Genomic DNA, 24,892 nt, shown 5'->3' with positions numbered 1-24,892 from the left:
TTATGCCGAAATTGTTTCGTATTTTCGCGGTCGCCGTCATCGCACTGGGCGGGATACCGGTCGCTGCGAGCGTGGCAAATGCGCAGACCAAGCCTGTCGTCACGACGCTGGGGCCGGATTTCCCCAAGACCGAAATCTTCATCGGCAACAGCTTCTTCTACTACAACAACAGCATGCACAGCCACGTGCTCGCGATGCAGCGGGCCGCCGACCCCGCCAACAAGCAGGCCTATCGTGCCACCTCGGTCACGATCAGCGGCTCCGGCATCGACTGGCATGACGTCGAAAGCTACTTCCGGCCCAAGGCGGTCGGCTCCTATTCGTTCGACGAACAGAACAACATCATCTTCAACAATCTCGACAAATTGTTCGACGTCGCCATCATGATGGATTGCAGCCAGTGCCCGATCCATCCCGCCCTGAAGACGGTGTTCACTGAATATGCGAAGAAGGACAGCGACATCGTGCGCGCCAAGGGCGCAAAGCCGGTGTTCTTCATGTCCTGGGCCTACGCCGATAAGCCGGAAATGACGGCGCAACTGGCCGAGGCCTATACGATCGCCGGCAATGAGAACAATGCGCTGGTGATCCCGGCGGGCCTCGCGTTTGCCAAGGCCGTCAGCAAGCAGCCCGAAGTCAATCTCTACGCCATCGACAAGCGCCATCCGAGCGCGGCCGGAACCTATCTGGCGTCCTGCGTGGTGTTTGCCGCGCTGACCGGTCGCTCGCCGGTCGGCAACAGCTATCTCGCCAACATCGACGCGCAGACCGCGGCGTTCCTGCAGAACGTGGCGTGGGAAACCGTGCAGGAATATTACGGGAAGTAGGCGCCTCCGAATGAAAACGGCGCGGATTGCATCCGCGCCGCATCATTTCAATCTTCTGTCTTGACGTCCGCCGTTACGCCTTGCGCTTGGCCGCTTCCTTCTGCAGGTCCGGCGCGTTGATGGTCGGGATCGCGACCCGGCCCGGGCCGGTTTGGGCAAGCGCGGCGGCGGCCTTTTCGTTTTCCATGATTTTCGCCATCACGGCCTGACCCGCACGCTCGAACACCGCCCGGTTCTCGATCAGGAATGTCTGCGACTCGCGAAGACCTTTAACGTAGCCGTTGATTTCCGGGATCACGTAGCGCGCCACCATGTCCCAGCTCCGGCGGGTATTTTCCGGGTTGGCCCAGTCGTGCACAAAGCCGATGATGGTGCCGACGCCGCCCGAGACCTGCATCAAATTCTTGATGGTTTTGACCAGATCGTCCGGCGTGCCGATGGTGGAGGCGGCATTTTCGCCGCCGGCGGTCTTCTCGATCGCATCCTCGGGCGAGGTGAACGGCTCCAGCCCCGGCCGCTGCAGCGTGCGGACGTTATATTCATTGTGCCAGCGCATCAGGCCGGGACCGGCCTCGCGCTGTGCCTGTTCGCGGGTCTCGGCGATGTGCCAGGAAAGCAGCACGCGCCAGTCGGAGCGACTGACGGTGGTGCCGGCCTTCTTCGCGGCGTCCTCGGCGAAGCCCCATTGTGTTGGCAGCGCCATCAGGCCCTGCGTCGACATCGAGCCGAGCGAGATAATGCCGATGCCGTATTTGCCGGCGAGCGTCATGCCCGACGGCGAGATCTGCGACGCCACCACGAACGGCATGTCTTCCTGCAGCGGCAGCAACTGCAACGCGGCGTCGTTCATCGTGAACCAGTCGCTCTTGGCGGTAACGCGCTCGCCCTTGAACAGGCGGCGGATGATCGCGATCGCCTCGTCCTGGCGGTCGCGCTGCGTCATCGGGTCGATGCCGAGCGTATGCGCGTCGGATGCAAGCGCCCCGGGTCCGGAGCCGAAGATGGCGCGGCCGCCGGTCATCCAGTCGAGCTGCACCATGCGTTGGGCTACGTTGTAGGGGTGGTGATAGGGCAGCGAGACCACGCCGGTGCCGAGCTTGATGCGCTTGGTGCGTTCGCCGGCAGCCGCCAGGAACATTTCCGGCGAGGCGATCATTTCCCAGCCCGAGGAATGGTGTTCGCCGCACCAGAACTCGTCGAAGCCGAGCACATCGATCTGTTCGACGAAATCGAGATCGCGACGGAACTGCAGCAGCGGATTCTCGCCGATCGGATGATGCGGAGCGAGGAAGGCTCCGAACTTGAGGCGCGCCATTGGGTTTTCTCTCCGGACTTATTGTTCTTTGGATTTGCTCGGCATCAAACCTACGGGGCGGGCAGGGGCAAGGCAATCCTGAGAACCCCGCCACCAGCGCATGGTTGTCGCGCGGAGGCGGCTGACTTACCGTCGCCCGGAATTAGCTGCCCCTCTTGCCGCGGAAGGCCAAGATGAAGCTCGCCAAACCCCGCATCGACATCGGCTTTGCCACCAACAACGCACCGGCGGCGCTGGCATTCTGGCAGAACGAGATCGGTCTTCCCTTCGACTACACCCAGCCGCGGTCCGCCGCGGCTACAAGCAGCACCGCCACGATCTCTGCGGCTCGATCCTGAAAATCAACCAGGTCTATGAGCCGCTGCCCGACAATCCGCCGTCCGGTTATCGCGAGCTGTTGATTGCGCGCGATGGCATCGCGACGCCGCGGCCGATGATCGATCCGGATGGCAACCGCGTCTCGCTGTTGCCGAAGGGCATGTTTGGAATCGAACGCATCGGCATCCGTCTTGGCGTTCGCGATGTCGAGGCACATCGCCGCTTCTACAGCGAGGCGCTTGGATTGCCGCAGGGCGAACCGGCCGATGGCGCGATGACCTTCCTTGCGGGCGACACGGTGCTGATCGTTGAGCAAGCGGCGGATGCGCCCGACGATGCAGCCTTCGACGGCGAGGGTTGGCGCTACATCACGTTCCAGGTCTTCGAGGTCGATCGCGAGCACGCCTCCGTACTGGCCCATGGCGGCCGCGAGGCGCGCGCGCCGGCCACGCTCGGCAGCACCGCGAGGATTTCGATGGTGCGCGATCCCGACGGCAACTGGATCGAGCTGTCGCAGCGCGCCTCGCTGACGGGATCGCTGGAGCCATCGACCGCGTGAGGCGCCAGGCTGTCGCCTATGCCCCGGCGGCCGCTGGGCAGGAAAGATCGCTTACCTCCGGGGTAATCGCTGACATGACCGAAGCCTGAGATCATCCAGCGCAACGCTTCGCGGACCAGGGCCCGTTTCCATGCATCAGATCGTCTCAAATCCCGTCGACACGTCCCGCCGCTGGTGGGTGCTTGCGACCGTCGTCGCGGCGCAATTCATGTTCGGGGTCGACGCCTTCATCGTCAACGTCGCGATCCCGACGATAGCGGCCGAACTGCACGCGAGCGCGGCGCAGATCGAGGCTGTGATCGCGATCTACCTGATCGCCTATGCCACGCTGGTCGTCACCGGCGGGCGGCTCGGCGATATCTACGGCGCGCGGAACGTGTTCATATCAGGCGTCGCGGGCTTCACCGTCACCTCGCTGTGGTGCGCCCTGGCGCAATCCGGCCCTGAACTGATCGCAGCGCGGCTGGCGCAGGGCGCGACGGCGGCGCTGATGGTGCCGCAGGTGCTTGCCACCATTCATCTACTATTTGCGGATGCCTCGCGGGCCCGCGCCTTCGGCATCTACGGCATCGTGCTCGGGCTGGCCGGCGCCGCAGGCTTCCTGCTCGGCGGCATTCTGGTCACGCTTGATCTGGCGGGGCTCGGTTGGCGTGCGGTGTTCTTTGTCAATGTACCCTTCGGGGCTGTCATCATCGCCGCGGCCTGGAAAATCATGCCGAGCTTTCAGCGCCGGGCCGGCACACGGCTGGATATTCCGGGTGCGATCGTGCTGTTTACAGGCCTGCTGTGCCTGATCGGCCCGCTGCTGTTCGGGCATGATCTGCACTGGTCGCCCCTGACGTGGCTGGCGATGGCCGCAGGCGTCGGCATTGTCGCCGCGTTCCTGCGGCTCGAGCGCTCGGTCGCCCGCCGTGGCGGCATGCCGTTGATCGATCTCGCGCTGCTGTCGGACAAGGCATTCATGCGCGGGCTGGCCGCCGTGTTCTTTTTCTTCTTCGCCAATTTGTCGTTCTATCTGGTCATGACGATGTACATGCAGAAGGGGCTGCAGATTCCGCCGCTGCAGGCCGGCCTGGTCTTCCTGCCGCTGGCGCTTACCTTCGTGATTGCCTCGCGTCATAGTGGCATGCGCGCCAAACATCGCGGCACGCTGGTGCTGATCGAGGGCTGCGCGGTGCAGATTGCCGGCCTTGCGGCTCTGGTGATGGCGATCGAATGGATCGATACGCCGTCCGCGATGGTTCTTGCCCTGATGCTGACGATCTTCGGCTACGGCCAGGGGCTCGTCATGGCGCCATTGTCGAGCGCCGTGCTCTCGACCGTGAAGCCTGTGAGCGCTGGCGCAGCCTCCGGCATCTACGGCACGACGGCGCAGATCGCGAATGCAGCAGGCGTCGCGGCGATCGGTGCGGTATACTTCGCCATCGAATCGAATCAGTCGGCTCGATCGGCGCTGCTTGCCGCATGCGCGTTGTTTGCGTTGTCGATTGCCGCCTGCGCCGCATTTCTGACATGGATGCGTCGTGTCACGGCGTGACAAATTAACGTCATCTGCCAAAATTTGATTGTGGGGAATGACAGTGCACGGCCTTTTTATTTTGCAGTGCAGCAACTATCTGTTCTGAGTAAAGTTGAATTAAGAACAATCGCCCCACACACAATCGCCCCAGGAGCCCTCTTGTCGCTCGCGAAGAACGTCGAATTCTTGAGCCATTTCCCGAAGCTGAATGGGTTCAATGGCTTGGGAATCTATGGCCGAACCGCTTCGCCGGCGGGGCAGAGTCCGCTCGTGGAAATCAGCGAATTTGGCACCAATCCCGGCGCGCTTAAAATGTTCGCCTATGTGCCGGAGCAATTGCCGCGTGCGCCCGCGCTCGTCGTCGTCCTGCACGGCTGCGGCCAGACTGCGGCCGCTTACAATTTCGGTACCGGCTGGTCGACGCTGGCCAAGCGCTACGGCTTTGCGTTGCTGATGCCCGAACAGCAGGGCGCCAACAACGCCAACACCTGTTTTAACTGGTTCAATCCGGGCGATGTCGCGCGCGGCCGCGGCGAAGCCGCTTCGATCCGGCAGATGGTCGCGCGGATGGCCACCGATCACAAAATCGATCCCCGCCGCATCTATATCACCGGCCTTTCCGCCGGCGGCGCGATGACGTCGGTGATGCTGGCGACCTACCCGGAAGTGTTCGCGGGCGGCGCCATCATCGCCGGCCTTCCGTTCGGCATCGCCAGCAATGTCCGGGAAGCGCTCGGCGGCATGATGCAGTCGACATCGCGCCCCGCCGGCAAATTGGGTGATCTGGTCCGCAAGGCCTCCAAGCACAAGGGTCCATGGCCGAAAGTGTCTGTGTGGCACGGTAGCGCCGACCGCACCGTGAACCCCGGCAACGCCAACGAAATCGTCAAGCAATGGCTCGACGTGCACGGCCTCCCGGCAGCGCCGATGTCGGCCGTCGATGTCGACGGCCATCCGCGCGAAGTCTGGTGGAACGCCGACGGCGAGACCGTCGTCGAGTCCTACACCATCACCGACATGGCCCATGGCACGCCGCTGGGCCTGGCCGGCAATGACGAGCCCTATGGCGCGGAAGGCGCGTTCCTCATCGAAGCGGGAATTTCCTCGTCCTATCACATCGCTGACTTCTTCGGCCTCACCGAGCGCGTCAGCGAGACTGCAGAGCCCGTGGTCAAGGCGCCGGTCACGCCGTCGGCTGCGACCGCATCCCTGCAGTCGTCCGATCTCGCTGCCACGCTCTGGTCGAAGTCCCACAAGCCGGTTCGCCAACCCAAGCCAGCGCCACGCGAACCCAAACGCCGCGGCATCGATGTCGGCGCCGTCATCACCCGTGCCCTGACGGCCGCGGGATTGATGAAATAGCCGCTCCGGCCTTCAGCCCAGCGGAATCAAATTCCGATCTCGCCGGTGATGAAAGGATTGGTCATCCGCTCCTGGCCGATGCTGGAGCCGGCGCCATGGCCGCAGATGAAGCCGACATCGTCGCCGAGCGGCAGCAGCTTCTCCTTGATCGAATTGATCAGCGTGGCGTGGCTGCCGCCGGGCAGATCTGTCCGCCCGACCGAGCCGTTGAACAGTACGTCGCCGACATGGGCGAAGCGCAATTCCTTGTTGAAGAACACCACGCTGCCCGGCGAGTGGCCGGGGCAGTGCAGGATGTCGAAGGTGAGATCACCGATCGAGACCTGATCGCCTTCGTCGAGCCAGCGGTCGGGTCCGAAATTGCGCACGCCGGTCATGCCGAAGCGCTCGCCGCTGCTCACGACATTGTCGAGCAGATATTTGTCGGCGATGTGCGGGCCCTCGATCTTCACCTGCAGCGTGTCGCGCAAATCGGCGGCGCCGCCGACATGGTCGATATGGCCGTGGGTGAGCCAGATCTTCTCGACCGTGACGCCGGCCTGCTTGATCGCTTCCAGAATCTTCGGAACGTCCCCGCCGGGGTCGATCACGACGGCCTTCTTGGAAGGTTCGTGCCAGATGATGGTGCAGTTCTGCTCGAACAGCGTCACCGGCACGATCATCGCGCCGGCTTTCGCCTGGGTGTCGGTTTGCTCTGTCATATCAGCAGATTGCCGATTTTTCGGGTTTCGCCAAGAGAAGAATCGAAGGAAAAATCGAGGGATGGGCCCGGAACAAACCGGCAGGGCGTCATACCACTAGCTTAAATCAACTTGAACCTGTCGCGGGCCTCGGCGTTGCCCCGCCTGGACATCCAAAGGCGATCTCCCGCATGGACCAGAGCGACAAGGATTGGTGGCGGCATGGCATTTTTTATCAGGTCTATCCCCGCTCGTTTGGGGATAGCGACGGCGACGGGATCGGCGATCTCAAGGGGATCATCGCGCGTTTGCCGTATCTGAAGTCGCTCGGGGTCGATGCGGTCTGGCTGTCGCCGATCTTCCCTTCGCCGATGGCCGACTTCGGTTACGATATATCCGATTATACCGGCATCGATCCGTTGTTCGGGAATATGGAAGATTTCGACGCGCTGGTGACAGCGGCGCATGAGAACGGCCTCAAGATCATCCTCGACCTCGTGCCCAATCATACCTCCGATCAGCATCCCTGGTTCGCGGCGGCCCGAAGCTCGCGCGATAATCCGAAACGTGACTGGTACATCTGGCGCGATCCGGCGCCGGATGGCGGGGCGCCGAACAATTGGCTGTCGGAATTCGGCGGCAGCGCGTGGCAGTACGATGAGGCGACCGGCCAGTATTACTACCACGCCTTTCTCGCCGCACAGCCGGATCTGAACTGGCGCAATTTCGCCGTGCGCCAGGCGATCTACGACGTGATGCGGTTCTGGCTGGCCAAGGGCGTCGACGGCTTTCGCGTCGACGTGATCTGGCATCTGATCAAGGACGCCGACTTCCGAGACAACCCGCCCAATCCGCATTACCTCAACGGCCGGCCGCCGCACGAGCGGATTTTGACGCGCTATTCCACCGACCAGACCGAGGTGCATGAGGTGGTCGCGGAAATGCGCCGCGTTACCGATGAATTCGAAGCCCGCGTCCTGATCGGGGAAATCTATCTTCCGCTCCACCGTCTCGTTGCCTATTACGGCAATGACCTCGGCGGCGCGCATATGCCGTTCAATTTCGCGCTGCTGTCGACGCTGTGGAGCGCGCGCTCGATCGAGCGGATCATCGCCGAATATGAGGCGGCGTTGCCGGCAGGGGCTTGGCCGAACTGGGTGTTGGGCAACCATGATCGTCCGCGGGTGGCGAGCCGGGTTGGACCCGACCAGGCCCGGGTGGCAGCCATGTTGCTGCTGACCTTGCGAGGCACGCCGACGCTCTACTACGGCGACGAGATCGGGATGCGTCAGGTCGTGATCGCGCCTGAGCAGGTGCGCGATCCCTTTGAAAAGAACGTGCCCGGCATCGGCGTCGGCCGCGACGGCTGTCGCACGCCGATGCAATGGGATGCCACGGCGTGCGCGGGATTCTCCACGGCCAAGCCATGGCTGCCGCTGGCCGACGATCATGTCCGGGAGAACGTTGCCAGGCTGCAAGCCGATCGCGGCTCGATTCTCAATCTCTACAAGGCGCTGATTGCGCTCAGGAAGGAAACCCCGCAGCTGGTCAGGGGGACCTATCGGCCGATCGCGGCCCAGGGCGACGTCCTGCTCTACCGCCGCGAATGCGAGAGCGGCGCGCTGTTGGTTGCGCTCAACCTCGGCGCCGCGCCGGTCTCGATCGCGTCGAGTTCGATCGGCGTTGGCCACGCCATCCTGTTATCGACCTTCCTCGACCGGCGTGGCGAGGAGGTGCTGGGTGCGCTCGAGCTGCGTGCGAATGAAGGCGTCATCCTGGGCGCCACCGGTCATGTCGGATGACCGGCGCCGCGCGGGGTTTTCGTATCGATATCGCTGCGCTTGAGCAGGTAGTCGAGGCCGCCGACGCGATACCAGTGATAGCCATAACCTTCGAGCAGCAACGTATGCCGGCCGCGCTTGTCGGCCTTGCTGTGAGTTTCGGCTAATAGGTTGATCAGAAGCTTGCCGGTTTCGCCGGGAAGCCCGACCGAGAAAGTGACTTCGCGCGGCTTTTCGTCGAGATTGTGCACGAACAGCACCGAGTTATTGCGCCAGTCGTAGCGGATCACGAGCACCGCGGGGTCGCGGGTCGCGATCACCTTGAAATCGCCCCAGCCGATCTCGGGCACCTCCTTGCGCATCCGGACGATTCGTTCGGTCCAGTTCAGCATCGAGTTGGGATCGCGGCGCTGCTTTGCGGCGTTGACGTGTTCGTAGCTGTAGGCGCCTTTATCGATCACCGGCATGCACGGCCGGTCGCCTTCGGTGAAGCCGGCATGCGGTTCGGTCGACCATTGCATCGGCGTGCGGGCGCAATTGCGTTCGGGCAGATCGAGATTATCGCCCATGCCGAGTTCGTCGCCATAGCGTATCACCGGCGTCCCCGGCAGCGTGCACATCAGGCTGTAGGCCAGTTCGAGCCGCCGCTGGTCGCCGCCCAGCATCGGCGCGAGGCGGCGGCGGATGCCGCGATCGTAGAGCTGCATGTCCTTGTCGGGGCCGAACGATTTGAACACCGCGGCGCGCTGCGCCTTGGTGAGCCGGCCGAGATCGAGCTCATCGTGGTTGCGCAGGAACAGGCCCCATTGCGCGGTGGCCGGGCGCGGCTTCGTCGCCTGCAGCGCTTCGGCCAGCGGACGGGAGTCCGCCGCGGCCAGCGCGTAGAACAGATGCTGGTTGACGTGGAAATTGAACATCATGTGCATGCGGTCGCCGTCGCTGCCGAAATATTCCATGTCGGTCTTCGGCAGCACATTGGCTTCGGCCAGAATGATGGCGTCGCCCTGCCGCCATTGCAGGAATTCGCGGAACGCGCGCAGCATGTCGTACTGTTCGACGGCTTTACGAACCTTGGCGCCCTTGGTCGCGATCACGAACGGCACCGCATCCATGCGGAAGCCGGATACGCCGAGCTGGATCCAGAACCCCATGATCTTGAGGATCTCGGCCTGCACCAGCGGGTTCGAGGTGTTGAGATCGGGCTGGAAATCATAGAAGCGATGGAAGAACCAGGCGCCGGCCTCCTTGTCGCGCGTCCAGGTCGATTTCTGCACCCCCGGAAACACCATGCCGGTATTGGCGTTGGCCGGCTTTTTGTCAGACCAGACGTACCAGTCGCGATAGGGCGAATCCTTGGAACGCCGCGCCTCGCGAAACCAGGGGTGCTGGTCGGACGTGTGGTTGACGACGAGATCGATAATGATGCGGATGCCGCGTTGCCGACAGCCATGGGCGAATTCGACGAAATCGCCGAGCGTGCCGTAGCGCGGATCGACGCCGTAATAGTCCGAAATGTCGTAGCCGTCATCCCTGCCGGGCGAGGGCTGAAACGGCATCAGCCAGATGGCTGTGATGCCGAGTCCGTGCAGATAATCCAGCCGGCGCAGCAGGCCCTTGAAATCGCCGACGCCGTCGCCATTGGCGTCCATGTAGGTGCCGACCGAAAGGCAATAGATAACGCCGTTCTTGTACCAGAGGTCATCGATCATGCGCAGGCAACCCTCATCGGCCCGCCGCGCGATGCCTCAGCGGCTGGATGATAAGCGGTGAGGGGCTTGCAGGTTCCGGCGAAAATGGGTCGTCCTGCCTGGGGCGCAGTTGTGTGATTGACACGGCTCCATGATAGGATTGCGCGTCGTTTGACGGTTTGGAGCGCGGCGTCCGCGATCGCGTCCGCCGGTCAGCTTCGGGCTTTCATCGTGGTTTGGGCAGTTGGGGATTCCATGAGCCAGGCTTCTGCATCCCCGCTGGTCGGGACCCGTATCACGGCCCGCGCCTTCCTTGTCAGTGAACGCCTGAACACGTCGGGCCTTGAGCGCGGCGATGTCCTCGCCACGATACCGCTTGCGTTTCGTGTCAATGCGAATGGCGTCGCGGTTCTGTTCCGCTATGGCGTAGTGGTCCTCATCGGGCTGAATGCGCTGGAAGAGGAGGAATTCCTTCGCGGCCTCGACCAGCGCATGACAGGCAAGTTTGCCCGGCGTGACGAGGAAATCGCAATCATCGAACTGGCCCCGGAAAAGGAGGACCAGATTCCACCCGGCGGGCCGATTTGCCTGCAAAGCCTTTCGCCCGAGCGGTTGGTCCTGATCGGCGAGGCGCTGGCGAAGAGCGTCGTTCTGGCCCGGCACGAACGCGAGGTCGCCAGTGTCTTTGATACGACCGAGCCGTTCGCGCGGGAACTGGCGCGGAGCGGGCGTATGCGCGGCGGCCGCCGCTCGATCCTGCAAAATATCGGCAACGCACTTTTGGTGCGGCACCGGGTGTCGGGGCCGGTCGAAGTGGAAGAGAAACCCGACGTGCTCTGGGACAAGCCGCATCTGGAGCGGCTGTATGCCCGGCTGGAGGACGAGTACGAGCTCAAGGAGCGCGCGGAATCGCTGAACCGCAAGCTCGCCGTCATCGCCGAGAGCGCGCAGGTGTTGACCGATATCATCGACACGCGGCGCTCGCTGCGACTCGAAGTGATTATCGTGCTCTTGATCCTGTTCGAAGTGATCATGACGATCTATCAGCTCGCCGTGGGCCGGCACGCCTGAGCGGGGCCGTCATTCCGGGGTCGATGCTTCGCGTCGCCGCGGAATGACGGTTGTTTATGTCACCGCTTGATCTGCGCCTTCAGCGTATCCTCGACGACACGGTCGAACGACGAGGCCTTCGGCGGCGCCTTGGCGCGCTGGTCGGCGACGTATTTGTCGCGTTTTGCCACCAGCGCCGAGAGTTTTTCATTGAGCGCCTTGCGCTGGCTCATCTGCTTGTTGACTTCCTCGCTACGTTGCTCGGGCTTCATCGCGCGCAGATTATCCGGCAGGTCTTCGTCCTTGATGGTGGAAAAGCTGCTGCGGCCGGCCGAGACGTCGGCGACGAGGTCGCCATCGCCGGTCACGGCTTCGGACGTCGCCTTGGAACGTTTGTTCAGATAGCTCGCCATCTCCGAGGCCTGTGCGGGCGCGGCGGCGGCAACCTCGGACAATTGCTTGGTCTTGCCCTCGGTGCGCTTCTGCATCGCGCGCGGCCCGTACGGGATCACGGTGCCGTTGATTTCCCGCTGCAGGATGATGATTTCCTCGTCGTAAGGCGTTTCGATGATGACCACCTGGCCGCCGTCCTGCGGGATCGGGATGAAGCGGCCGTTGCCGTTCTGGGCGATGTCGCGCCAGACCCGCTCGGTGTCGCGGGCGTCGCCGGCCAGCACCGCGTTGACGATGATATCCTTCTGCTTGGCCACCGACAGCGTGACCGGATATTTGGTGTCCTGCGCGTAATCCATGTGCGGCGGTGCGTCGCCGACCAGGAACACGATCCGCCTGGTATCGCCGCCAGAGGTCCATTGCAGCTTGTTGACGGCCACATCGAGCGCCTCGTTAACGCTCTCCGGCCAGTCGCCGCCGCCGCGGGCCTTCAGTTCCAGAAGGTTGGCGTAGAGATCCTGAATGTCACGGGTGAGCTCGACCTTTTTCGTGACGTAGTCGTCGCCGATGTCGCGATAGGCGACGAGGCCCATGCGGATGTCGGCGTCGGGATTGGAATCGACGATGGCGGTCGCGATCGACCAGATCTTGCGCTTGGCGCCTTCGAGCAGGCCGCCCATCGAGCCCGTGGTATCGAGCACGAAGGCGACTTCGACGGCGGGCTTTGCAACGGCCTGTGACAGACCGGAGGCCAGGGGAAGGGTGGCGAGAGCGAATGCGAGCGAGCGAAGTGTAATGCGTGACTTCATGGATTTCCTCCAGATGTTTCGTCCCCTCGGAACCCGGGTTTCAGCGGCTTCGCGGGGGGCGATGGCCGAAAACAAGGCGGGCTGGGGTCGAAATTGCGGCTGACGTTGCGCTGGTCCGCCTGTTGGACGGTCCGAAATCGGTTATGGTTCGAACGCCATGGAATCATCACCCGCCCGTCAGATCGGCCTCGTGCCTGCGCCAGACCGCCGCCAGTCGGAGACTGCGTTGGCAATCGCGCGCGGCACCGCACGGCTGTTACGGTCGTTGGGCTTTTCCTGCATCAGCGAGCTGCCGCTGCCATCAGGGCGGCGCGCCGATCTGGTGGCGCTGAACGAAAAGGCCGAGATCTGGATCGTCGAGATCAAGTCGTCGGTGGAAGATCTACGCGCCGACCAGAAATGGCAGGACTACCGGATGCATTGCGACCGGCTGTTCTTCGCCTTTACGCAGGACTTGCCTTGCGAGATTTTTCCGCAAGACACCGGCCTGATCATCGCCGACGCCTACGGCGCGCATCTGCATTGCGAGGCCCCCGAACATCGCCTGCCGGCGGCCACGCGCAAATCGATGACGGTGCGCTTTGCGATGGCCGCCGCCCAACGGATCAACCGCCTGGTCGACCCGCAAGGGCACGGGGAGTTCTAAAGCGTCGTTCTCATGAATTTAGAATCGGAAGATGGCGAGAGATTATTCCGGGTTGAAGCATCACGCCAAGGTTCACAGCTTTCGCATAGCGACGGCGATTGGCGCGTGGATCGTGATCGTAGGCATCTTCTATTACCGGCCCGACTGGCTCAAATGGGGCCTGCGCGGAGCAACGCACGGGATTGAAGCCATCGGCGACTCGCTGCCGTACCCCTGGGGAGATCGCATCGAGATCGTTCTGCGGGAGCTGGGCGGCATCATCTGGCTGCAAATCACCGCCGTCATCTTGCTGCTGCGGCTTGTCTTGTCGAGCATCGCATTGGCGTGGCGGTCTCGGCGCGGCCGCTAAACTGCAGCCGTAGGGTCGGCAAAGCGCAGCGTGCCCACCATCCAAGACAAATGTCGCGGAGAGATGGTGGGCACGCTGCGCTTTGCCCACCCTACGAGTCCGCGGCGTGCTGCTACCGCGGCGCGCGCTTGGCAAGAATGCGCTGCAGGGTGCGGCGGTGCATGTTGAGCCGCCGGGCGGTTTCGGAGACGTTGCGGTTGCACATCTCGTAAATGCGCTGGATGTGTTCCCAGCGCACGCGATCCGCCGACATCGGATTTGACGGCAGCTCGGATTTCTCGGTGCCGCTGGCGAGCAGCGCTGCAACGACGTCGTCGGCGTCGGCAGGTTTTGAGAGATAATCCACCGCGCCCATCTTCACCGCCGTGACGGCGGTTGCGATGTTGCCGTAGCCGGTCAACACGATGGTGCGCGCGTCGGGGCGCTTGCGCTTCAGCGCCGACACCACGTCGAGCCCGTTGCCGTCGCCGAGCCGCAGATCCACCACCGCGAAGGCCGGCGCGGCCTTGTTGATCTGCGCCAGCCCGTCGGACACGGTGTCGCAGGACGTCACCGCGAAGCCGCGGGTTTCCATCGCGCGCGACAGGCGCTCCAGAAACGGCTTGTCGTCCTCGACGATCAGCAGCGAGCGGTCGGAGAGATCGTTCAGTTCGGCGATGGCGTTCAAGTCGGCTATCCCCCGGGGTTGCGGATACAGGGTATGATATAGAGCATATGGCGCGGCAGTTTTGCACTGCCAAGGCCCCCTCGGGCCTTTCCCCAATGTCTGGGACGGTTCTAATCCGCTGGCCCGGCAGGGCTTTCGTCGGTTTCGAAGCGGGGGCGGGGCCAGGCGATCTGCACCACGGCGCCGTGATCGGGAAAGGTCCGGTTGGAGAAGGAGACCTTGGCGCCGGTTCGTTCCAGCAGCGTGCGGGCGATGAACACGCCAAGGCCGAGGCCGGCGCGTTCGCGGTGAGCCTCATCGGCGCTGCGGCGCCTTGATAAATAGGGTTCCCCGATCCGTTTCAGCATATCGGGCGCGATGCCCGGGCCGTCGTCCGAGATGATGATTTCGACGGTATCGGCGTTCCACCAGGCGTCCACCTCTACGGTCGTCCGTGCGAAATCGACGGCATTCTCCAGGATGTTGCCGACGCCATAGAGGATGGCCGGGTTCCGCGCGCCGACCGGTTCCCGCGTGGCTGCGACAGCTAGCCGCACCTTGATCGCGACGTCGAAATCGCGATGCGGCGCCACCGCCTCCTCGATCAGCGTCGACAGCGGCATGCGATCGAACGGCGCGCCGGAGGAGGAAAGCTGGGTAATCTTGGCCAGGATGTCGCGGCAGCGCTGCGCCTGCTCGCGCAGGGTTTTCAGATCGGACGCCAGGGGGTCATTGCTGTCGATGGTCTTTTCCAGCTCCCGCGAAATCAGGAAGATCGTCGACAGCGGCGTGCCGAGTTCATGCGCGGCGGCAGCCGCGAGGCCATCGAGCTGGGTCAAATGCTGCTCTCGCGTCAGCACCAGCTCGGTCGCGGCCAGCGCATCGGAAAGTTTTCGCGCCTCCTCGGTCGCCTGAAACGCATAGAGGCTGGTGACGCCGATCGCGAGCACGATCGAGAGCCAGACCCCGAACAGATAGATCGGCGGCAGCACCAGCGGGTCTTCGCTGTCCCAGGGGAGCGGCAGATGGAAGAACACCAGCGCCGAAGCGCAGGCGACCGCGAGCAGGCCGAGCCCGACCGTCATCCGGATCGGCAGCACCGTCGCCGAGATCAGGACCGGGGCGAGGAACAGAAACGAAAACGGGTTCTGCAATCCCCCGGTCAGGAACAGCAGCGCTGCCAGTTCGACGATGTTGAGCGCGAGCAGCGCCGCTGCATAGACTGGCTCCAGTCGCTGCATCGGGTTGAAGGCAATCTGCATTGCGAGATTGAGCAGCGCCGAAATGCCGACGATGCCAACGCAGGCGACGGCGGGGAAGGCGAATTCCAGCCCATGCGCCACGATGAAGATCGCGGTGAGCTGGCCAAGTGCTGCCAGCCAGCGCAGCCGGAGAATCGTATCGAGACGGACATAGCGGTGCGGAAGGCGGAAATCGGAGGCGTCGACGTCGGTCATTGCTGGAGTTTAGCCGCGCAGGCGTGCGATCACAAATGAGGAGCGGGGCTTTCATGGTTCGAGACGGCGCTACTCGGCTCCTCACCATGAGGTCTAAGAGCTCGAGGCAACAAGGTTCTCAGACCTCATCCTGAGGAGGCGCGTAGCGCCGTCTCGAAGGATGAAAGCCCGGCTGCTGCCCAAGGACAAAGCCTTGCGCTATCAGCCCTGATGGCCCAATGAACGTCCCTGAAATGGTCAACAGCGACGCCACGCCAGCACAATCGCCCGCGGCCGGGCCGGAAAGCTCCGCCGCGATCGATGTCGCGCATCTCATAAAACTCTACAAAACCACCCGCGCGGTGGATGATGTGTCATTCCGGATCGCGCGCGGCAGCATCACCGGCCTGCTCGGCGGCAATGGCGCCGGCAAGACCACGACGATCGCCATGATCATGGGGCTGGTGCTGCCGACCTCGGGGCGCGTGCAGGTGCTCGGTCATGCGATGCCGGAGCAAAGTGCCGAGGTGCTCGGCCGGATGAATTTCGAGAGCCCCTATGTCGACATGCCGATGCGGCTCACGGTGCGGCAGAACCTCACCATCTTCGGCCGGCTCTATGCGGTGAAGGATCTCGCCGAGCGCATCGAACAGCTCGCATCTGACCTTGATCTCAAGGATTTCCTCGACCGCGCCAACGGAAAACTCTCGGCCGGGCAGAAGACCCGCGTCGCGCTGGCGAAGGCGCTGATCAACCAGCCTGAACTGTTGCTGCTCGACGAGCCGACGGCTTCGCTCGACCCTGATACCGCCGACTGGGTGCGGCAGCATTTGCAGGATTACCGCAAGGCCCATGACGCCACCATCCTGCTGGCGTCGCACAACATGCTGGAAGTGGAGCGGCTGTGCGACCGCGTCATCATCATGAAACGCGGCCGCATCGAGGATGACGACAGCCCCGACCAGATCATGGCGCGCTACAACCGGAACACGCTGGAAGAAGTGTTCCTCGATGTCGCGCGCGGACGGGTAGCGGAGGGGACATCGTCGTGAGCGAGATCACAGCCCATCGCGCCATTTCCTGGCACCGTATCCAGGCGATGGTGCTGCGCTACTGGTATCTCCTGATGTCGTCGTGGCCGCGCCTATTGGAGCTGATCTATTGGCCGGCGCTGCAGATCATCACATGGGGCTTTCTGCAGAACTACATCTCGCAGAACGACAGCTTCTTTGCGCGTGCCGGCGGCACGCTGATCGGCGCGGTGATCCTGTGGGACATCCTGTTTCGCGGCCAGCTCGGCTTCTCGATCTCGTTCCTCGAGGAGATGTGGGCGCGCAACCTCGGCAACCTGATGATGAGCCCGTTGAAGCCGATCGAATTCCTGATCTCGCTGATGATCATGAGCTTGATCCGGCTTGCGATCGGCGTGATCCCGATGACGCTGCTGGCGCTGTTCTTTTTCGATTTCAATTTCTTCGCGATCGGGCTGCCGCTGATCGCGTTCTTCTGCAATCTGATCTTCACGAGCTGGTCGGTCGGAATTTTCGTATCCGGCCTGGTGCTGCGCAACGGCCTCGGCGCCGAGAGCATCGTCTGGACCCTGATGTTCGGGTTGATGCCGCTGGCCTGCATCTATTATCCGGTCGCGGTGCTGCCCGGCTGGCTGCAAGCCATCGCCTGGACGCTGCCGCCGACCTATGTGTTCGAGGGTATGCGCGCGCTCTTGATCGATCACGTCTTCAGGGCCGACCTGATGGTTTGGTCGCTTGGTATCAACGCGGTGCTGCTCGCTGCCTCCTTTGCGATCTTCCTTGCCCTTTTGCGCAGCGCCAAACACCACGGATCTTTGCTCGGGGGTGGCGAATAAGTCACAGATTCCCGTGGATTTGCGGAGTTTTCGGCTCTTATACGTCTGGATAGGAGCCTTCGGTGCATTGACGCATTATTACGCATTCTGCACTATGCTGCGGCGCAAACAGAGGTCAGAAATAAAATGCCGATTGGTGAGTTTGGCGGCGCACCGCCACTAGTGGCCGAAGGCAGTCCGGCGCTTACGACGCCGATGTACTGGATGTACGAACTGGGCCACGCGTCGCTCAATCCGGCACGTGCCGTGACCGACGCCACCAAGATCCTGTTTCAAAACCCGCTGAATCCCTGGTCGCACACGCAGTTCGGCAAATCGATCGCCGCGGCCTGCGAATTGTTCGAACGCACCACCCGTCGTTACGGCAAGCCCGAATGGGGCCTCGACACCACTGAAGTCAACGGCGTGCGCACGCCGGTCGAAGTCCGCTCGATCTGGGAAAAGCCGTTCTGCCGTCTGCTGCATTTCGATCGCAAGCTGACCCGGCCGCTGCGCAGCCCCCAGCCGCGGGTGCTGATCGTGGCGCCGATGTCCGGCCACTACGCGACGCTGTTGCGCGGCACGGTCGAGGCGTTCCTGCCGACGCATGAAGTCTACATCACCGACTGGTCCGACGCGCGGATGGTCCCTCTCACCGAGGGCCGCTTCGATCTCGATGACTATGTCGATTACGTCATCGAGATGCTGCAAGTGCTCGGCGGCAACATGCATGTGATCGCGGTGTGCCAGCCGTCGGTGCCGGTGGTGGCCGCGGTTTCCGTGATGGAAGCCGCGCGCGATCCCTTCGTTCCGCTGTCGATGACGCTGATGGGCGGCCCGATCGATACCCGCCGCAACCCGACCTCGGTGAACAATCTCGCGGCCGAGCGCGGCATCGAATGGTTCCGCAACCATGTCATCACCAAGGTGCCGTTCCCGCATCCCGGCGTGATGCGCGATGTCTATCCGGGCTTTTTGCAGCTCTCGGGCTTCATCACCATGAATCTCGATCGCCATACCGACGCGCACAAGGCCCTGTTCAACAATCTGGTGAAGGGCGACGGCGACATGGTCGACAAGCACCGCGAATTCTATGACGAGTATCTCGCGGTGATGGATCTGACGGCTGAGTATTACCTGCAGACCGTCGATGTCGTGTTCGTCAAGCACGCGCTGCCCAAGGGCGAGATGACCCATCGCGGCAAGCCGGTCGATCCCTCGCAAATCCGCCGCGTGGCGCTGATGACGGTGGAAGGCGAGAACGACGACATCTCCGGGCTTGGCCAGACCGAAGCGACGCACGCACTGTGCCCTGCAATTCCCGATCATCGCCGCGTGCATTACGTGCAAAAGGGCGTTGGTCATTACGGAGTGTTCAACGGTTCGCGATTCCGTTCCGAAATCGTGCCGCGCATCTCCGATTTCATGATGTCGGCGGCTAATTCTGTGATGTCACCGGCCAATACCAAGATGTCAGCGGCCAAGACCAAGCCAACATTGGTCCGTGCAGCGGAGTAGTGCCCGGGCGGCATCGATTCTGACGCCCCCGATAAGTTGCTGAATAGATTCAAACATTCCAGTTTTCGGCCGAATCAAGGGGTGAGTTCAGACTCACTCCTTGAGGCCGTTTTTGGCCCCCGGTTCCAGCCAAAATTTTGGGTTCCAGCCCCTGCCGGTAGGGGCCATTTCGCTCTAAGCCCCTGTATATTGGGCAAATGATTTGTTTTTGCGCCGGGCGATTTAGATGAGATTTCCTTGGGGGCGGATATGGCAGAATCCGGGCGAACTCGTACTCCCCGGACTCCAAGACATGGCTACTCGCGCCCTCCTCTATCGGCGGCCCGCCGAACCCGCGACTCTTTTGGTCAAGCACGGCTCGCAAGTCTTTGCGATCCGGCTGCGCCGGCACCGCCGCGCGCGGCGATACACCTTACGCATCCATCCGACCGACCGCGAGGCCATCCTGACCATGCCGCCGCGCGGCACGCTCGTGGAAGCCAAGGACTTTGCGCAGCTTCATGGCGGCTGGATCGCCGCCCGTCTCGGACGTTTGCCGAAGGCCGCGCCGTTTCAGGCCGGCACTGTCATACCGTTGCGCGGTGTGCCGCACCGGATCGTGCATCGCGCGGGCGAGCGCGGCACGGTGTGGACCGAAATCCGCGACAGCGGCGAAAGGATTCTGTGCGTGGCCGGCGACGCCGACTACATGGACCGGCGCGTCCACGACTTTCTCAAGCGCGAAGCGCGCAAGGACCTGCATAAGGCATCGCTCGCCTATGCGGCGGATCTCGGTGTGCGGGTCAGGCGGGTATCGATCCGCGACCAGTCGAGCCGCTGGGGATCGTGCACCTCGGCCGGCTCATTGTCGTATTCCTGGCGATTGATCCTCGCGCCGCCCTATGTGCTGGACTACCTCGCCGCCCATGAGGTCGCCCATCTCGTCGAGATGAACCACTCGCCCAGGTTCTGGCGCGTCGTCGGCCGTATCTGCGACCATGTCGAACGCGCCAAGCGCTGGCTCGACACCTACGGCAACGACCTGCATCGCTACGGGGTCGAGGATTAGGATATCTTGTCGTCCCTGCGCCTGTGCGCAATTGCGCGCACTAGGCAGGACGACGCAGAACTCCGCATCAGGCGCCGCGCGCCCTCGCAAAGGTGGCCGACGGGGCTCACCGAACCGACGCCGATAGATTGCTGCAAAGCGTCCGAAATGGGTGAAGGCACGGCGGTCAGGCCAGGCCCGGCTTCCGGCCGTGCACCATCCCACCCAGGAAGGCATTGGGAACGCTTTCGATTGTGTTAGCCTGCTGGCGTCCCTTCGGCTGAAGAACGTGTCAGAGCCACCGATCGCGAGATCCAAATGCCTGATTTCAAGAAACAGACCGTGATCCTTCCGATCCTCGCATTGCTAGCCTCAGTTCTTGCGGGTCTTCCAGCCGGCGCGCAGACCCTGAAAGCCGTCAAGGATCGCGGCGCGCTCAATTGCGGCGTCAGCCAGGGATTGCTGGGCTTCTCCAGCACGGACGACAAGAACATTTGGACCGGCTTTGACGTCGACATTTGCCGTGCTGTAGCGGCGGCGATTTTCGGCGATCCCGCCAAGGTGACGTTCATGCCGCTCGATGCATCCGCCCGCTTCGCGGCGCTGCAGTCGAACCAGATCGACGTATTGTCGCGCAACTCGACATGGACGATGTCACGGGAAAGTTCGCTCGGCCTGATGTTCACCGGCATCGCCTATTACGACGGCCAGGGCTTTCTGTTGCGCCGGGCTGCCGGGATCGACACCGCCTTGCAGCTTGGCGGCAAGACGGTTTGCGCCCAGACCGGCACCACCAGCGAACTGAATCTGACGGACTATTTCCGCGCCAACGACATGGAACTGAAGGTTCTGGCCCTCGGTACGGCGGAAGAGAGCCTGAAGGCCTATGACGATCGTAAATGCGACGTGCTGACAAGCGACGTTTCGCAGCTCTACGCCGAGCGCCTCAAGCTGTCAGCGCCCGACAGCCATATCATCCTGCCGGAAGTCATTTCAAAGGAGCCGCTCGGGCCGGCGGTGCGGCAAGGCGACGACCAGTGGTTCAACCTGATCAAGTGGACGCTCTATTCGTTGATCAATGCCGAGGAACTGGGCGTCAAGTCGGCGACGATCGACGAGGCCGTGAAATCTCCCAACCCCAATATAAGGCGGCTGGTCGGCACCGACGGTGAATTTGGCGAGCAATTGGGCCTTGCAAAGGACTGGGCCGCGCGCGCCGTCCGCGCGGTCGGCAATTACGGCGAGATCTATGAAAGAAACATTGGATCGCAGTCCAGGCTCAGCATCCCGCGCGGACTGAATGCGCTCTGGACCCAGGGCGGAATTCAATACGCGCCTCCCGTAAGGTAAATCTTCAGGGGTCAGATCATGACCGTGGATTATTATTCGTTGCTGATGAAAGCGGTTGCGGGCAAGGACAGCGTCGCCCGCGACCAGATCTACAAGGACGCCTTCAGCCTCATCACGCGATCCCATCTCACGCGCGAGGCCGCCTCAGCTCATGCCGCCGCGCTCGAAGACGCCGTCCGGCGGATCGAGGATGACATCGCCGCGGAGGAGGCGAACTCCGCAGCGGCCATCAGCGAAGTGTTGTCGACAGGCAGGAACTGGAAGCCCTACGTCATTGGCGCCGGTGCGATCGCGGTCGTCATCGCCCTGTCGGCTTTGGTCTACGGCTTTGTCGCAACCAAAGGCCCCGCCATCGTCGCAGCCGGCGTGAAGGCGCCATCGCCGAACGCGCAGCGCGTGCGCGAAGATGTCGTCATGACGGACCTGAAGCCCGGCGTGGATGGCGGCTCTTCGGGCGAAGGCCTGCCATTTGCGCTGCAGCGGCAGGTGGTGTTCTACCGCACCACCGTCGTTCCCGGTTCGATCGTGGTCGATCGGGAAAACCGCTTTCTCTACCTGATCGACTCCAATAATTCCGCGCGCCGCTACGGGATCGGAATTGCACAGGAATGCCTGAAGGGAGGCAGCCTCTCTCGGGTCATGAACAAGCTTGAATGGCCTGACTGGCGGTCTTCCGGCGCGAACACGAAGGACGCTGACGCGTTGCTCGCGGCGGCCGGCCGTCCCGGCAGTCTGCTGGGCGCCCGCGCGCTGCTGCTGGACAAGCCCGGGCTGCTCATTCACGGCACCAACTCACCCAAGACCATCGGCCATCTGGTCGCGTCCGGATGCATCCGACTCGTGAACGACGACGTCGAGGATTTGTACCGGCGCGTTTCAGTGGAAACGCGGGTCGTCTTTGCCAGCTAGCGGTTCGTCGTTCATCTGCAAGCGCGGCGCAACGGTGCTTTATCGTCCGAATAGCCGATCCATCAGCCAGCCATCCAGTCCCGCTGCCGCTTCCGGGCGTGCCGATGGATTGGGGGGCGGTGCGGAGGTTCGGGCCGGCGGTGGCCGATATCCGCCGCCCGACGCAACCGGCGCGGACGGGCCTGGCGCGGCGCTGGCCTGCGATGCGGTCTGGACCAGGTTCGACATGAAGCCGCCGCGCTGCGAGTTCGGCAGGCTCGCCACCGGAACGCCCTGATGCGCCGTGCGCATGAAGCGGGTCCACACTTCCACCGGCAGGCCGCCGCCGGTTGCCTTCTTGGTCGGTGAATTGTCGTCATTGCCGAGCCAGACGCCGGTGACGAGGTTCGCCGTATAGCCGATGAACCAGGCGTCGCGGAAATCCTGGCTGGTGCCGGTCTTGCCGGCGGCCATCCAGCCCGGAATCTCCGCCTTGCGCGCGGTGCCGGACAGCAGAGTCTCCTGCATCATCGTGTTCATCATCGCGGCATGGCGCGGCTCGATCACCTGGGCGAGCTGATCGGGCTGCCGCACGTAGAGCAGCTTGCCTTCGTTGGTGCGGATCTTGGTCACGACATGCGGGGAGACGCCGAGCCCGCCATTGGCAAACGGCGCATAAGCGCCGACCAGTTCGATGACGGAGACTTCCGAGGTGCCGAGCGCGATCGAGGGATTGGCCTCGAGCTTCGATGAAATGCCGAGCCGGTGCGCGGTCCGCACCACGTTCTTCGGCCCGACTTCGAGGCCGACCCGCACCGCGACCGTGTTGAGCGACATCGCCAGCGCCTGTGTCAGCGTCACCGCGCCGAAATACTCATGCGTATAGTTCTCCGGGCGCCAGCCCTTGAGATCGAGCGGCGCATCCTGGCGGATCGTTTCCGGGGTCAAGCCGCCTTCGATCGCGGTCAGAAAGATGAACGGCTTGAACGCCGACCCGGGCTGGCGCTTGGCCGTCACCGCGCGATTATACTGGCTGTCGGCATAGTTCCGCCCGCCCACCATGGCGCGCACCGCGCCCTCGGGCGTCATCGCCACCAGGGCGCCTTGGGTGACGTTGAATTTCACGCTCTTCGCGGCCAGTTCGTCGATGATGGCGGCTTCCGCCACGCTCTGCAGCTTCGGATCGATCGTGGTCTCGACCACGATGCTCTGGTCGATCTGGCCGACCAGATCGTCGAGCACCTCGCCGATCCAGTCGGCGACGTAATTGACTGTGCCGGCGCCGGCCGGCTTTACGTTGTAGGAGGGATGTCCGATCGAGGCCTTGGCCTGGGCGCTGGTGATGAATTTGTTCTCCGCCATCGCCGCGAGCACGATTCCGGCGCGCGCTTCCGCGCCTTCGGGGTTGCGGTTCGGCGCCAGCCGCGACGGCGATTTGACGAGGCCCGCCAGCATCGCGGCTTCCGCGACCGTGACGTTCTTGGCGGATTTACCGAAATAGCGCTGCGAAGCGGCCTCGACGCCATAGGCACCGGAACCGAAATAGACGCGGTTGAGATAGAGCTCGAGAATTTCGTTCTTGGAGTGCTTGCGCTCCAGCCACAGCGCCAGCTCCACTTCCTGCAGTTTGCGCGCCATGGTGCGCTCCTGGGTCAGGAACAGGTTTTTCGCGAGCTGCTGCGTCAGCGTCGAGCCGCCCTGCGAGACGCCGCGATGCAGGACGTTGGCGACGGCGGCGCGCGCAATGCCGACGGGGTCGACGCCGTAATGCGAATAGAAGCGGCGGTCCTCGATGGCGATGAACGCTTTCGGCAGATAGGGCGGCAGGTCCTTCAGCGCGACATTGGTGCCGGCCATTTCGCCGCGCGAGGCCAGCACGCTGCCGTCGACGCCTGTGATCTGGATGGTCGGCGGCCGCTTTGGAATTTCCAGCGACTGGATTGCCGGCAGATGCGCGCCGACCCAGATCACGACGCCGATGATCGCGATCGTCGCCCACAGGCCGAGTACCGCGCCCCAATAGATCAGCCGGCCGAACCTGAACCGGCCGCGCGATTTCGCACGCCGCTTGGCACCACTTTTCGCCGCGCGCGGCTTGCGCTCGCGCGGCGGTGGCTCGTCGTCGTCCTCATCGGGCTTGCGCTTGGGCACTGGTTTCATCGGTTTGTCGTCGTCGACGGCGGCCGGGATGCGATCCGCAGGTGAAAGCCGCAAGTCCGCGAGCGCTGCCGGAAGCCCGAACAGCGGCTCTTTGCGTCCGCCGCTCTTTTTCCGTCCCCACGCCATGACAAACGCCGTTCACACCCGTCCCGCCACACGCTAGCGGGGGCTGTTTAAGGCTCGGTTACGGAAAGGTTAATGCGGGATTAGGAGGTGCGGCGGGGCCATACTAAGATGGCCGCCGTAGCGTTCTCGGGGAAAAGCCGCATGGGCCACATCGATCCGACCAAAGAAGTGTTCGCGCAATTCAAGGCCAATGACCGGCCGGGGCCCATCCACATGCTCAATCTGGTCCGCTTACGCGCGCAGGCTGCCTATCCCGACGGCCGCAAGGCAACCGGCGCGGAAGCCTACGCGGCCTATGGGCGCGAAAGCGGCCCGGTGTTCGAACGGCTCGGCGGCCGCATCGTCTGGCAGGGCAGGTTCGAACTGATGCTGATCGGGCCCGAGTCGGAGCGCTGGGATCACTGCTTCATCGCCGAATATCCAAGCGTCGCGGCCTTCGCCGACATGATCCGCGATCCCGTCTACCGCGAAGCGGTGAAGCACCGCCAGGCGGCCGTCGAGGATTCCCGCCTGATCCGGCACGCAATGCTGCCGGTTGGCAAGACGTTTGGCGAGATACCGAAGTAGAGATCCGTAGGGTGGGCAAAGCGCAGCGTGCC

22 protein-coding genes and 1 pseudogene are annotated in these 24,892 nt (G+C 63.2%); 16 read left to right on the top strand and 7 right to left on the bottom strand.

Going from position 1 to position 24,892, the window contains the following annotated elements:
* Window positions 1–11: 11 nt before the first annotated feature.
* Window positions 12–827 carry a DUF4886 domain-containing protein gene (locus ACVWVY_RS04880; protein ID WP_456632104.1) on the top strand — a complete coding sequence of 272 codons (816 nt, stop codon included), beginning with the start codon at window positions 12–14 and terminating at the stop codon, window positions 825–827.
* Window positions 828–900: 73 nt separating this feature from the next.
* On the opposite strand, the gene ACVWVY_RS04875 is transcribed toward ACVWVY_RS04880, so the two are convergent.
* Window positions 901–2,142: an LLM class flavin-dependent oxidoreductase gene (locus tag ACVWVY_RS04875; protein WP_456625314.1), complete on the bottom strand. Its 1,242-nt coding sequence runs from the start codon at window positions 2,140–2,142 to the stop codon at window positions 901–903.
* Between the two features lie 173 nt (window positions 2,143–2,315).
* On the opposite strand from ACVWVY_RS04875, the gene ACVWVY_RS04870 reads away from it, so the two are divergent.
* From ACVWVY_RS04870 to ACVWVY_RS04855, 4 genes are all read left to right on the top strand, one after another.
* A complete protein-coding gene (locus tag ACVWVY_RS04870; protein ID WP_456625313.1) occupies window positions 2,316–2,480 on the top strand; it encodes a hypothetical protein in 165 nt (54 codons plus the stop codon).
* Between the two features lie 59 nt (window positions 2,481–2,539).
* The gene (locus ACVWVY_RS04865) at window positions 2,540–3,019 is read left to right on the top strand and encodes a VOC family protein (protein ID WP_456625312.1); all 480 of its coding nucleotides are present in this window, start codon (window positions 2,540–2,542) and stop codon (window positions 3,017–3,019) included.
* Between the two features lie 130 nt (window positions 3,020–3,149).
* Complete coding sequence (locus ACVWVY_RS04860) at window positions 3,150–4,556, top strand: MFS transporter (protein WP_456625311.1); 1,407 nt, start codon at window positions 3,150–3,152, stop codon at window positions 4,554–4,556.
* A gap of 141 nt (window positions 4,557–4,697) precedes the next feature.
* Complete coding sequence (locus ACVWVY_RS04855) at window positions 4,698–5,900, top strand: extracellular catalytic domain type 1 short-chain-length polyhydroxyalkanoate depolymerase (RefSeq protein WP_456625310.1); 1,203 nt, start codon at window positions 4,698–4,700, stop codon at window positions 5,898–5,900.
* Between the two features lie 26 nt (window positions 5,901–5,926).
* Here the strand turns inward: ACVWVY_RS04855 and ACVWVY_RS04850 are convergent, their stop codons facing one another.
* Complete coding sequence (locus ACVWVY_RS04850) at window positions 5,927–6,601, bottom strand: MBL fold metallo-hydrolase (protein ID WP_456625309.1); 675 nt, start codon at window positions 6,599–6,601, stop codon at window positions 5,927–5,929.
* Window positions 6,602–6,771: 170 nt separating this feature from the next.
* On the opposite strand from ACVWVY_RS04850, the gene ACVWVY_RS04845 reads away from it, so the two are divergent.
* Window positions 6,772–8,382 carry an alpha-amylase family glycosyl hydrolase gene (locus ACVWVY_RS04845; protein ID WP_456625308.1) on the top strand — a complete coding sequence of 537 codons (1,611 nt, stop codon included), beginning with the start codon at window positions 6,772–6,774 and terminating at the stop codon, window positions 8,380–8,382.
* Here ACVWVY_RS04845 and ACVWVY_RS04840 read toward each other — a convergent pair.
* Complete coding sequence (locus ACVWVY_RS04840; protein ID WP_456625307.1) at window positions 8,370–10,070, bottom strand: alpha-amylase family protein; 1,701 nt, start codon at window positions 10,068–10,070, stop codon at window positions 8,370–8,372. The genes ACVWVY_RS04845 and ACVWVY_RS04840 overlap by 13 nt on opposite strands.
* A 234-nt stretch (window positions 10,071–10,304) precedes the next feature.
* On the opposite strand from ACVWVY_RS04840, the gene ACVWVY_RS04835 reads away from it, so the two are divergent.
* Window positions 10,305–11,120, top strand: a complete 816-nt coding sequence (locus ACVWVY_RS04835) for an RMD1 family protein (RefSeq protein WP_456625306.1) — start codon at window positions 10,305–10,307, stop codon at window positions 11,118–11,120.
* Between the two features lie 59 nt (window positions 11,121–11,179).
* On the opposite strand, the gene ACVWVY_RS04830 is transcribed toward ACVWVY_RS04835, so the two are convergent.
* Complete coding sequence (locus ACVWVY_RS04830; protein ID WP_456625305.1) at window positions 11,180–12,301, bottom strand: vWA domain-containing protein; 1,122 nt, start codon at window positions 12,299–12,301, stop codon at window positions 11,180–11,182.
* A 157-nt stretch (window positions 12,302–12,458) separates the two neighbouring features.
* Here ACVWVY_RS04830 and ACVWVY_RS04825 point away from each other — a divergent pair, with 157 nt between their 5' ends.
* Together ACVWVY_RS04825 and ACVWVY_RS04820 are read left to right on the top strand one after the other, a co-directional pair.
* Window positions 12,459–12,947 carry an MmcB family DNA repair protein gene (locus tag ACVWVY_RS04825; protein ID WP_456625304.1) on the top strand — a complete coding sequence of 163 codons (489 nt, stop codon included), beginning with the start codon at window positions 12,459–12,461 and terminating at the stop codon, window positions 12,945–12,947.
* Window positions 12,948–12,999: 52 nt separating this feature from the next.
* The gene (locus ACVWVY_RS04820) at window positions 13,000–13,296 is read left to right on the top strand and encodes a hypothetical protein (protein WP_456625303.1); all 297 of its coding nucleotides are present in this window, start codon (window positions 13,000–13,002) and stop codon (window positions 13,294–13,296) included.
* 112 nt (window positions 13,297–13,408) lie between these two features.
* Here ACVWVY_RS04820 and ACVWVY_RS04815 read toward each other — a convergent pair whose 3' ends face one another.
* Together ACVWVY_RS04815 and ACVWVY_RS04810 are read right to left on the bottom strand one after the other, a co-directional pair.
* The gene (locus tag ACVWVY_RS04815; RefSeq protein WP_057837596.1) at window positions 13,409–13,963 is read right to left on the bottom strand and encodes an ActR/PrrA/RegA family redox response regulator transcription factor; all 555 of its coding nucleotides are present in this window, start codon (window positions 13,961–13,963) and stop codon (window positions 13,409–13,411) included.
* Between the two features lie 110 nt (window positions 13,964–14,073).
* The gene (locus ACVWVY_RS04810; protein WP_456625302.1) at window positions 14,074–15,399 is read right to left on the bottom strand and encodes an ActS/PrrB/RegB family redox-sensitive histidine kinase; all 1,326 of its coding nucleotides are present in this window, start codon (window positions 15,397–15,399) and stop codon (window positions 14,074–14,076) included.
* A gap of 233 nt (window positions 15,400–15,632) precedes the next feature.
* Between ACVWVY_RS04810 and ACVWVY_RS04805 the strand changes: the two genes are divergently transcribed.
* The 6 genes and pseudogenes from ACVWVY_RS04805 to ACVWVY_RS04780 all read left to right on the top strand — a co-directional run bounded on the left by ACVWVY_RS04805 (window position 15,633) and on the right by ACVWVY_RS04780 (window position 22,028).
* Complete coding sequence (locus tag ACVWVY_RS04805) at window positions 15,633–16,430, top strand: ABC transporter ATP-binding protein (RefSeq protein ID WP_456632103.1); 798 nt, start codon at window positions 15,633–15,635, stop codon at window positions 16,428–16,430.
* A gap of 47 nt (window positions 16,431–16,477) precedes the next feature.
* Window positions 16,478–17,245, top strand: coding sequence for an ABC transporter permease (locus tag ACVWVY_RS04800; RefSeq protein WP_456632102.1), 768 nt, complete (start codon window positions 16,478–16,480; stop codon window positions 17,243–17,245).
* Between the two features lie 126 nt (window positions 17,246–17,371).
* Window positions 17,372–18,742, top strand: coding sequence for a polyhydroxyalkanoate depolymerase (locus tag ACVWVY_RS04795; protein WP_456625301.1), 1,371 nt, complete (start codon window positions 17,372–17,374; stop codon window positions 18,740–18,742).
* 197 nt (window positions 18,743–18,939) lie between these two features.
* A pseudogene (locus ACVWVY_RS04790) lies at window positions 18,940–19,790 on the top strand (M48 family metallopeptidase).
* A gap of 297 nt (window positions 19,791–20,087) precedes the next feature.
* Window positions 20,088–21,119, top strand: a complete 1,032-nt coding sequence (locus ACVWVY_RS04785) for an amino acid ABC transporter substrate-binding protein (RefSeq protein WP_456625300.1) — start codon at window positions 20,088–20,090, stop codon at window positions 21,117–21,119.
* A gap of 18 nt (window positions 21,120–21,137) precedes the next feature.
* Entirely contained in the window at window positions 21,138–22,028 is an 891-nt protein-coding gene (locus tag ACVWVY_RS04780; RefSeq protein ID WP_456625299.1) for a L,D-transpeptidase, read from the top strand.
* Between the two features lie 39 nt (window positions 22,029–22,067).
* Here the strand turns inward: ACVWVY_RS04780 and ACVWVY_RS04775 are convergent, their stop codons facing one another.
* Complete coding sequence (locus tag ACVWVY_RS04775) at window positions 22,068–24,293, bottom strand: transglycosylase domain-containing protein (RefSeq protein ID WP_456625298.1); 2,226 nt, start codon at window positions 24,291–24,293, stop codon at window positions 22,068–22,070.
* A 141-nt stretch (window positions 24,294–24,434) separates the two neighbouring features.
* On the opposite strand from ACVWVY_RS04775, the gene ACVWVY_RS04770 reads away from it, so the two are divergent.
* Window positions 24,435–24,860, top strand: a complete 426-nt coding sequence (locus tag ACVWVY_RS04770; protein ID WP_456625297.1) for a DUF1330 domain-containing protein — start codon at window positions 24,435–24,437, stop codon at window positions 24,858–24,860.
* The last annotated feature ends 32 nt before the right edge of the window (window positions 24,861–24,892 follow it).

The sequence above is a fragment of the Bradyrhizobium sp. URHC0002 genome, assembly GCF_054059515.1.
This window is presented reverse-complemented; position numbering and strand designations above follow the sequence as displayed.

Bases quoted from the DNA above. Each gene is read 5' to 3' on its own strand.
- ACVWVY_RS04860 (WP_456625311.1), top strand. From the start codon at position 3,150: ATGCATCAGATCGTCTCAAATCCCGTCGACACGTCCCGCCGCTGGTGG.
- ACVWVY_RS04845 (WP_456625308.1), top strand. From the start codon at position 6,772: ATGGACCAGAGCGACAAGGATTGGTGGCGGCATGGCATTTTTTATCAG.
- ACVWVY_RS04775 (WP_456625298.1), bottom strand. From the start codon at position 24,293: ATGGCGTGGGGACGGAAAAAGAGCGGCGGACGCAAAGAGCCGCTGTTC.
- ACVWVY_RS04850 (WP_456625309.1), bottom strand. From the start codon at position 6,601: ATGACAGAGCAAACCGACACCCAGGCGAAAGCCGGCGCGATGATCGTG.
- ACVWVY_RS04795 (WP_456625301.1), top strand. From the start codon at position 17,372: ATGCCGATTGGTGAGTTTGGCGGCGCACCGCCACTAGTGGCCGAAGGC.
- ACVWVY_RS04830 (WP_456625305.1), bottom strand. From the start codon at position 12,301: ATGAAGTCACGCATTACACTTCGCTCGCTCGCATTCGCTCTCGCCACC.
- ACVWVY_RS04800 (WP_456632102.1), top strand. From the start codon at position 16,478: ATGGTGCTGCGCTACTGGTATCTCCTGATGTCGTCGTGGCCGCGCCTA.
- ACVWVY_RS04785 (WP_456625300.1), top strand. From the start codon at position 20,088: ATGCCTGATTTCAAGAAACAGACCGTGATCCTTCCGATCCTCGCATTG.
- ACVWVY_RS04805 (WP_456632103.1), top strand. From the start codon at position 15,633: ATGGTCAACAGCGACGCCACGCCAGCACAATCGCCCGCGGCCGGGCCG.
- ACVWVY_RS04870 (WP_456625313.1), top strand. From the start codon at position 2,316: ATGAAGCTCGCCAAACCCCGCATCGACATCGGCTTTGCCACCAACAAC.
- ACVWVY_RS04840 (WP_456625307.1), bottom strand. From the start codon at position 10,070: ATGATCGATGACCTCTGGTACAAGAACGGCGTTATCTATTGCCTTTCG.
- ACVWVY_RS04875 (WP_456625314.1), bottom strand. From the start codon at position 2,142: ATGGCGCGCCTCAAGTTCGGAGCCTTCCTCGCTCCGCATCATCCGATC.
- ACVWVY_RS04835 (WP_456625306.1), top strand. From the start codon at position 10,305: ATGAGCCAGGCTTCTGCATCCCCGCTGGTCGGGACCCGTATCACGGCC.
- ACVWVY_RS04810 (WP_456625302.1), bottom strand. From the start codon at position 15,399: ATGACCGACGTCGACGCCTCCGATTTCCGCCTTCCGCACCGCTATGTC.
- ACVWVY_RS04825 (WP_456625304.1), top strand. From the start codon at position 12,459: ATGGAATCATCACCCGCCCGTCAGATCGGCCTCGTGCCTGCGCCAGAC.
- ACVWVY_RS04780 (WP_456625299.1), top strand. From the start codon at position 21,138: ATGACCGTGGATTATTATTCGTTGCTGATGAAAGCGGTTGCGGGCAAG.
- ACVWVY_RS04770 (WP_456625297.1), top strand. From the start codon at position 24,435: ATGGGCCACATCGATCCGACCAAAGAAGTGTTCGCGCAATTCAAGGCC.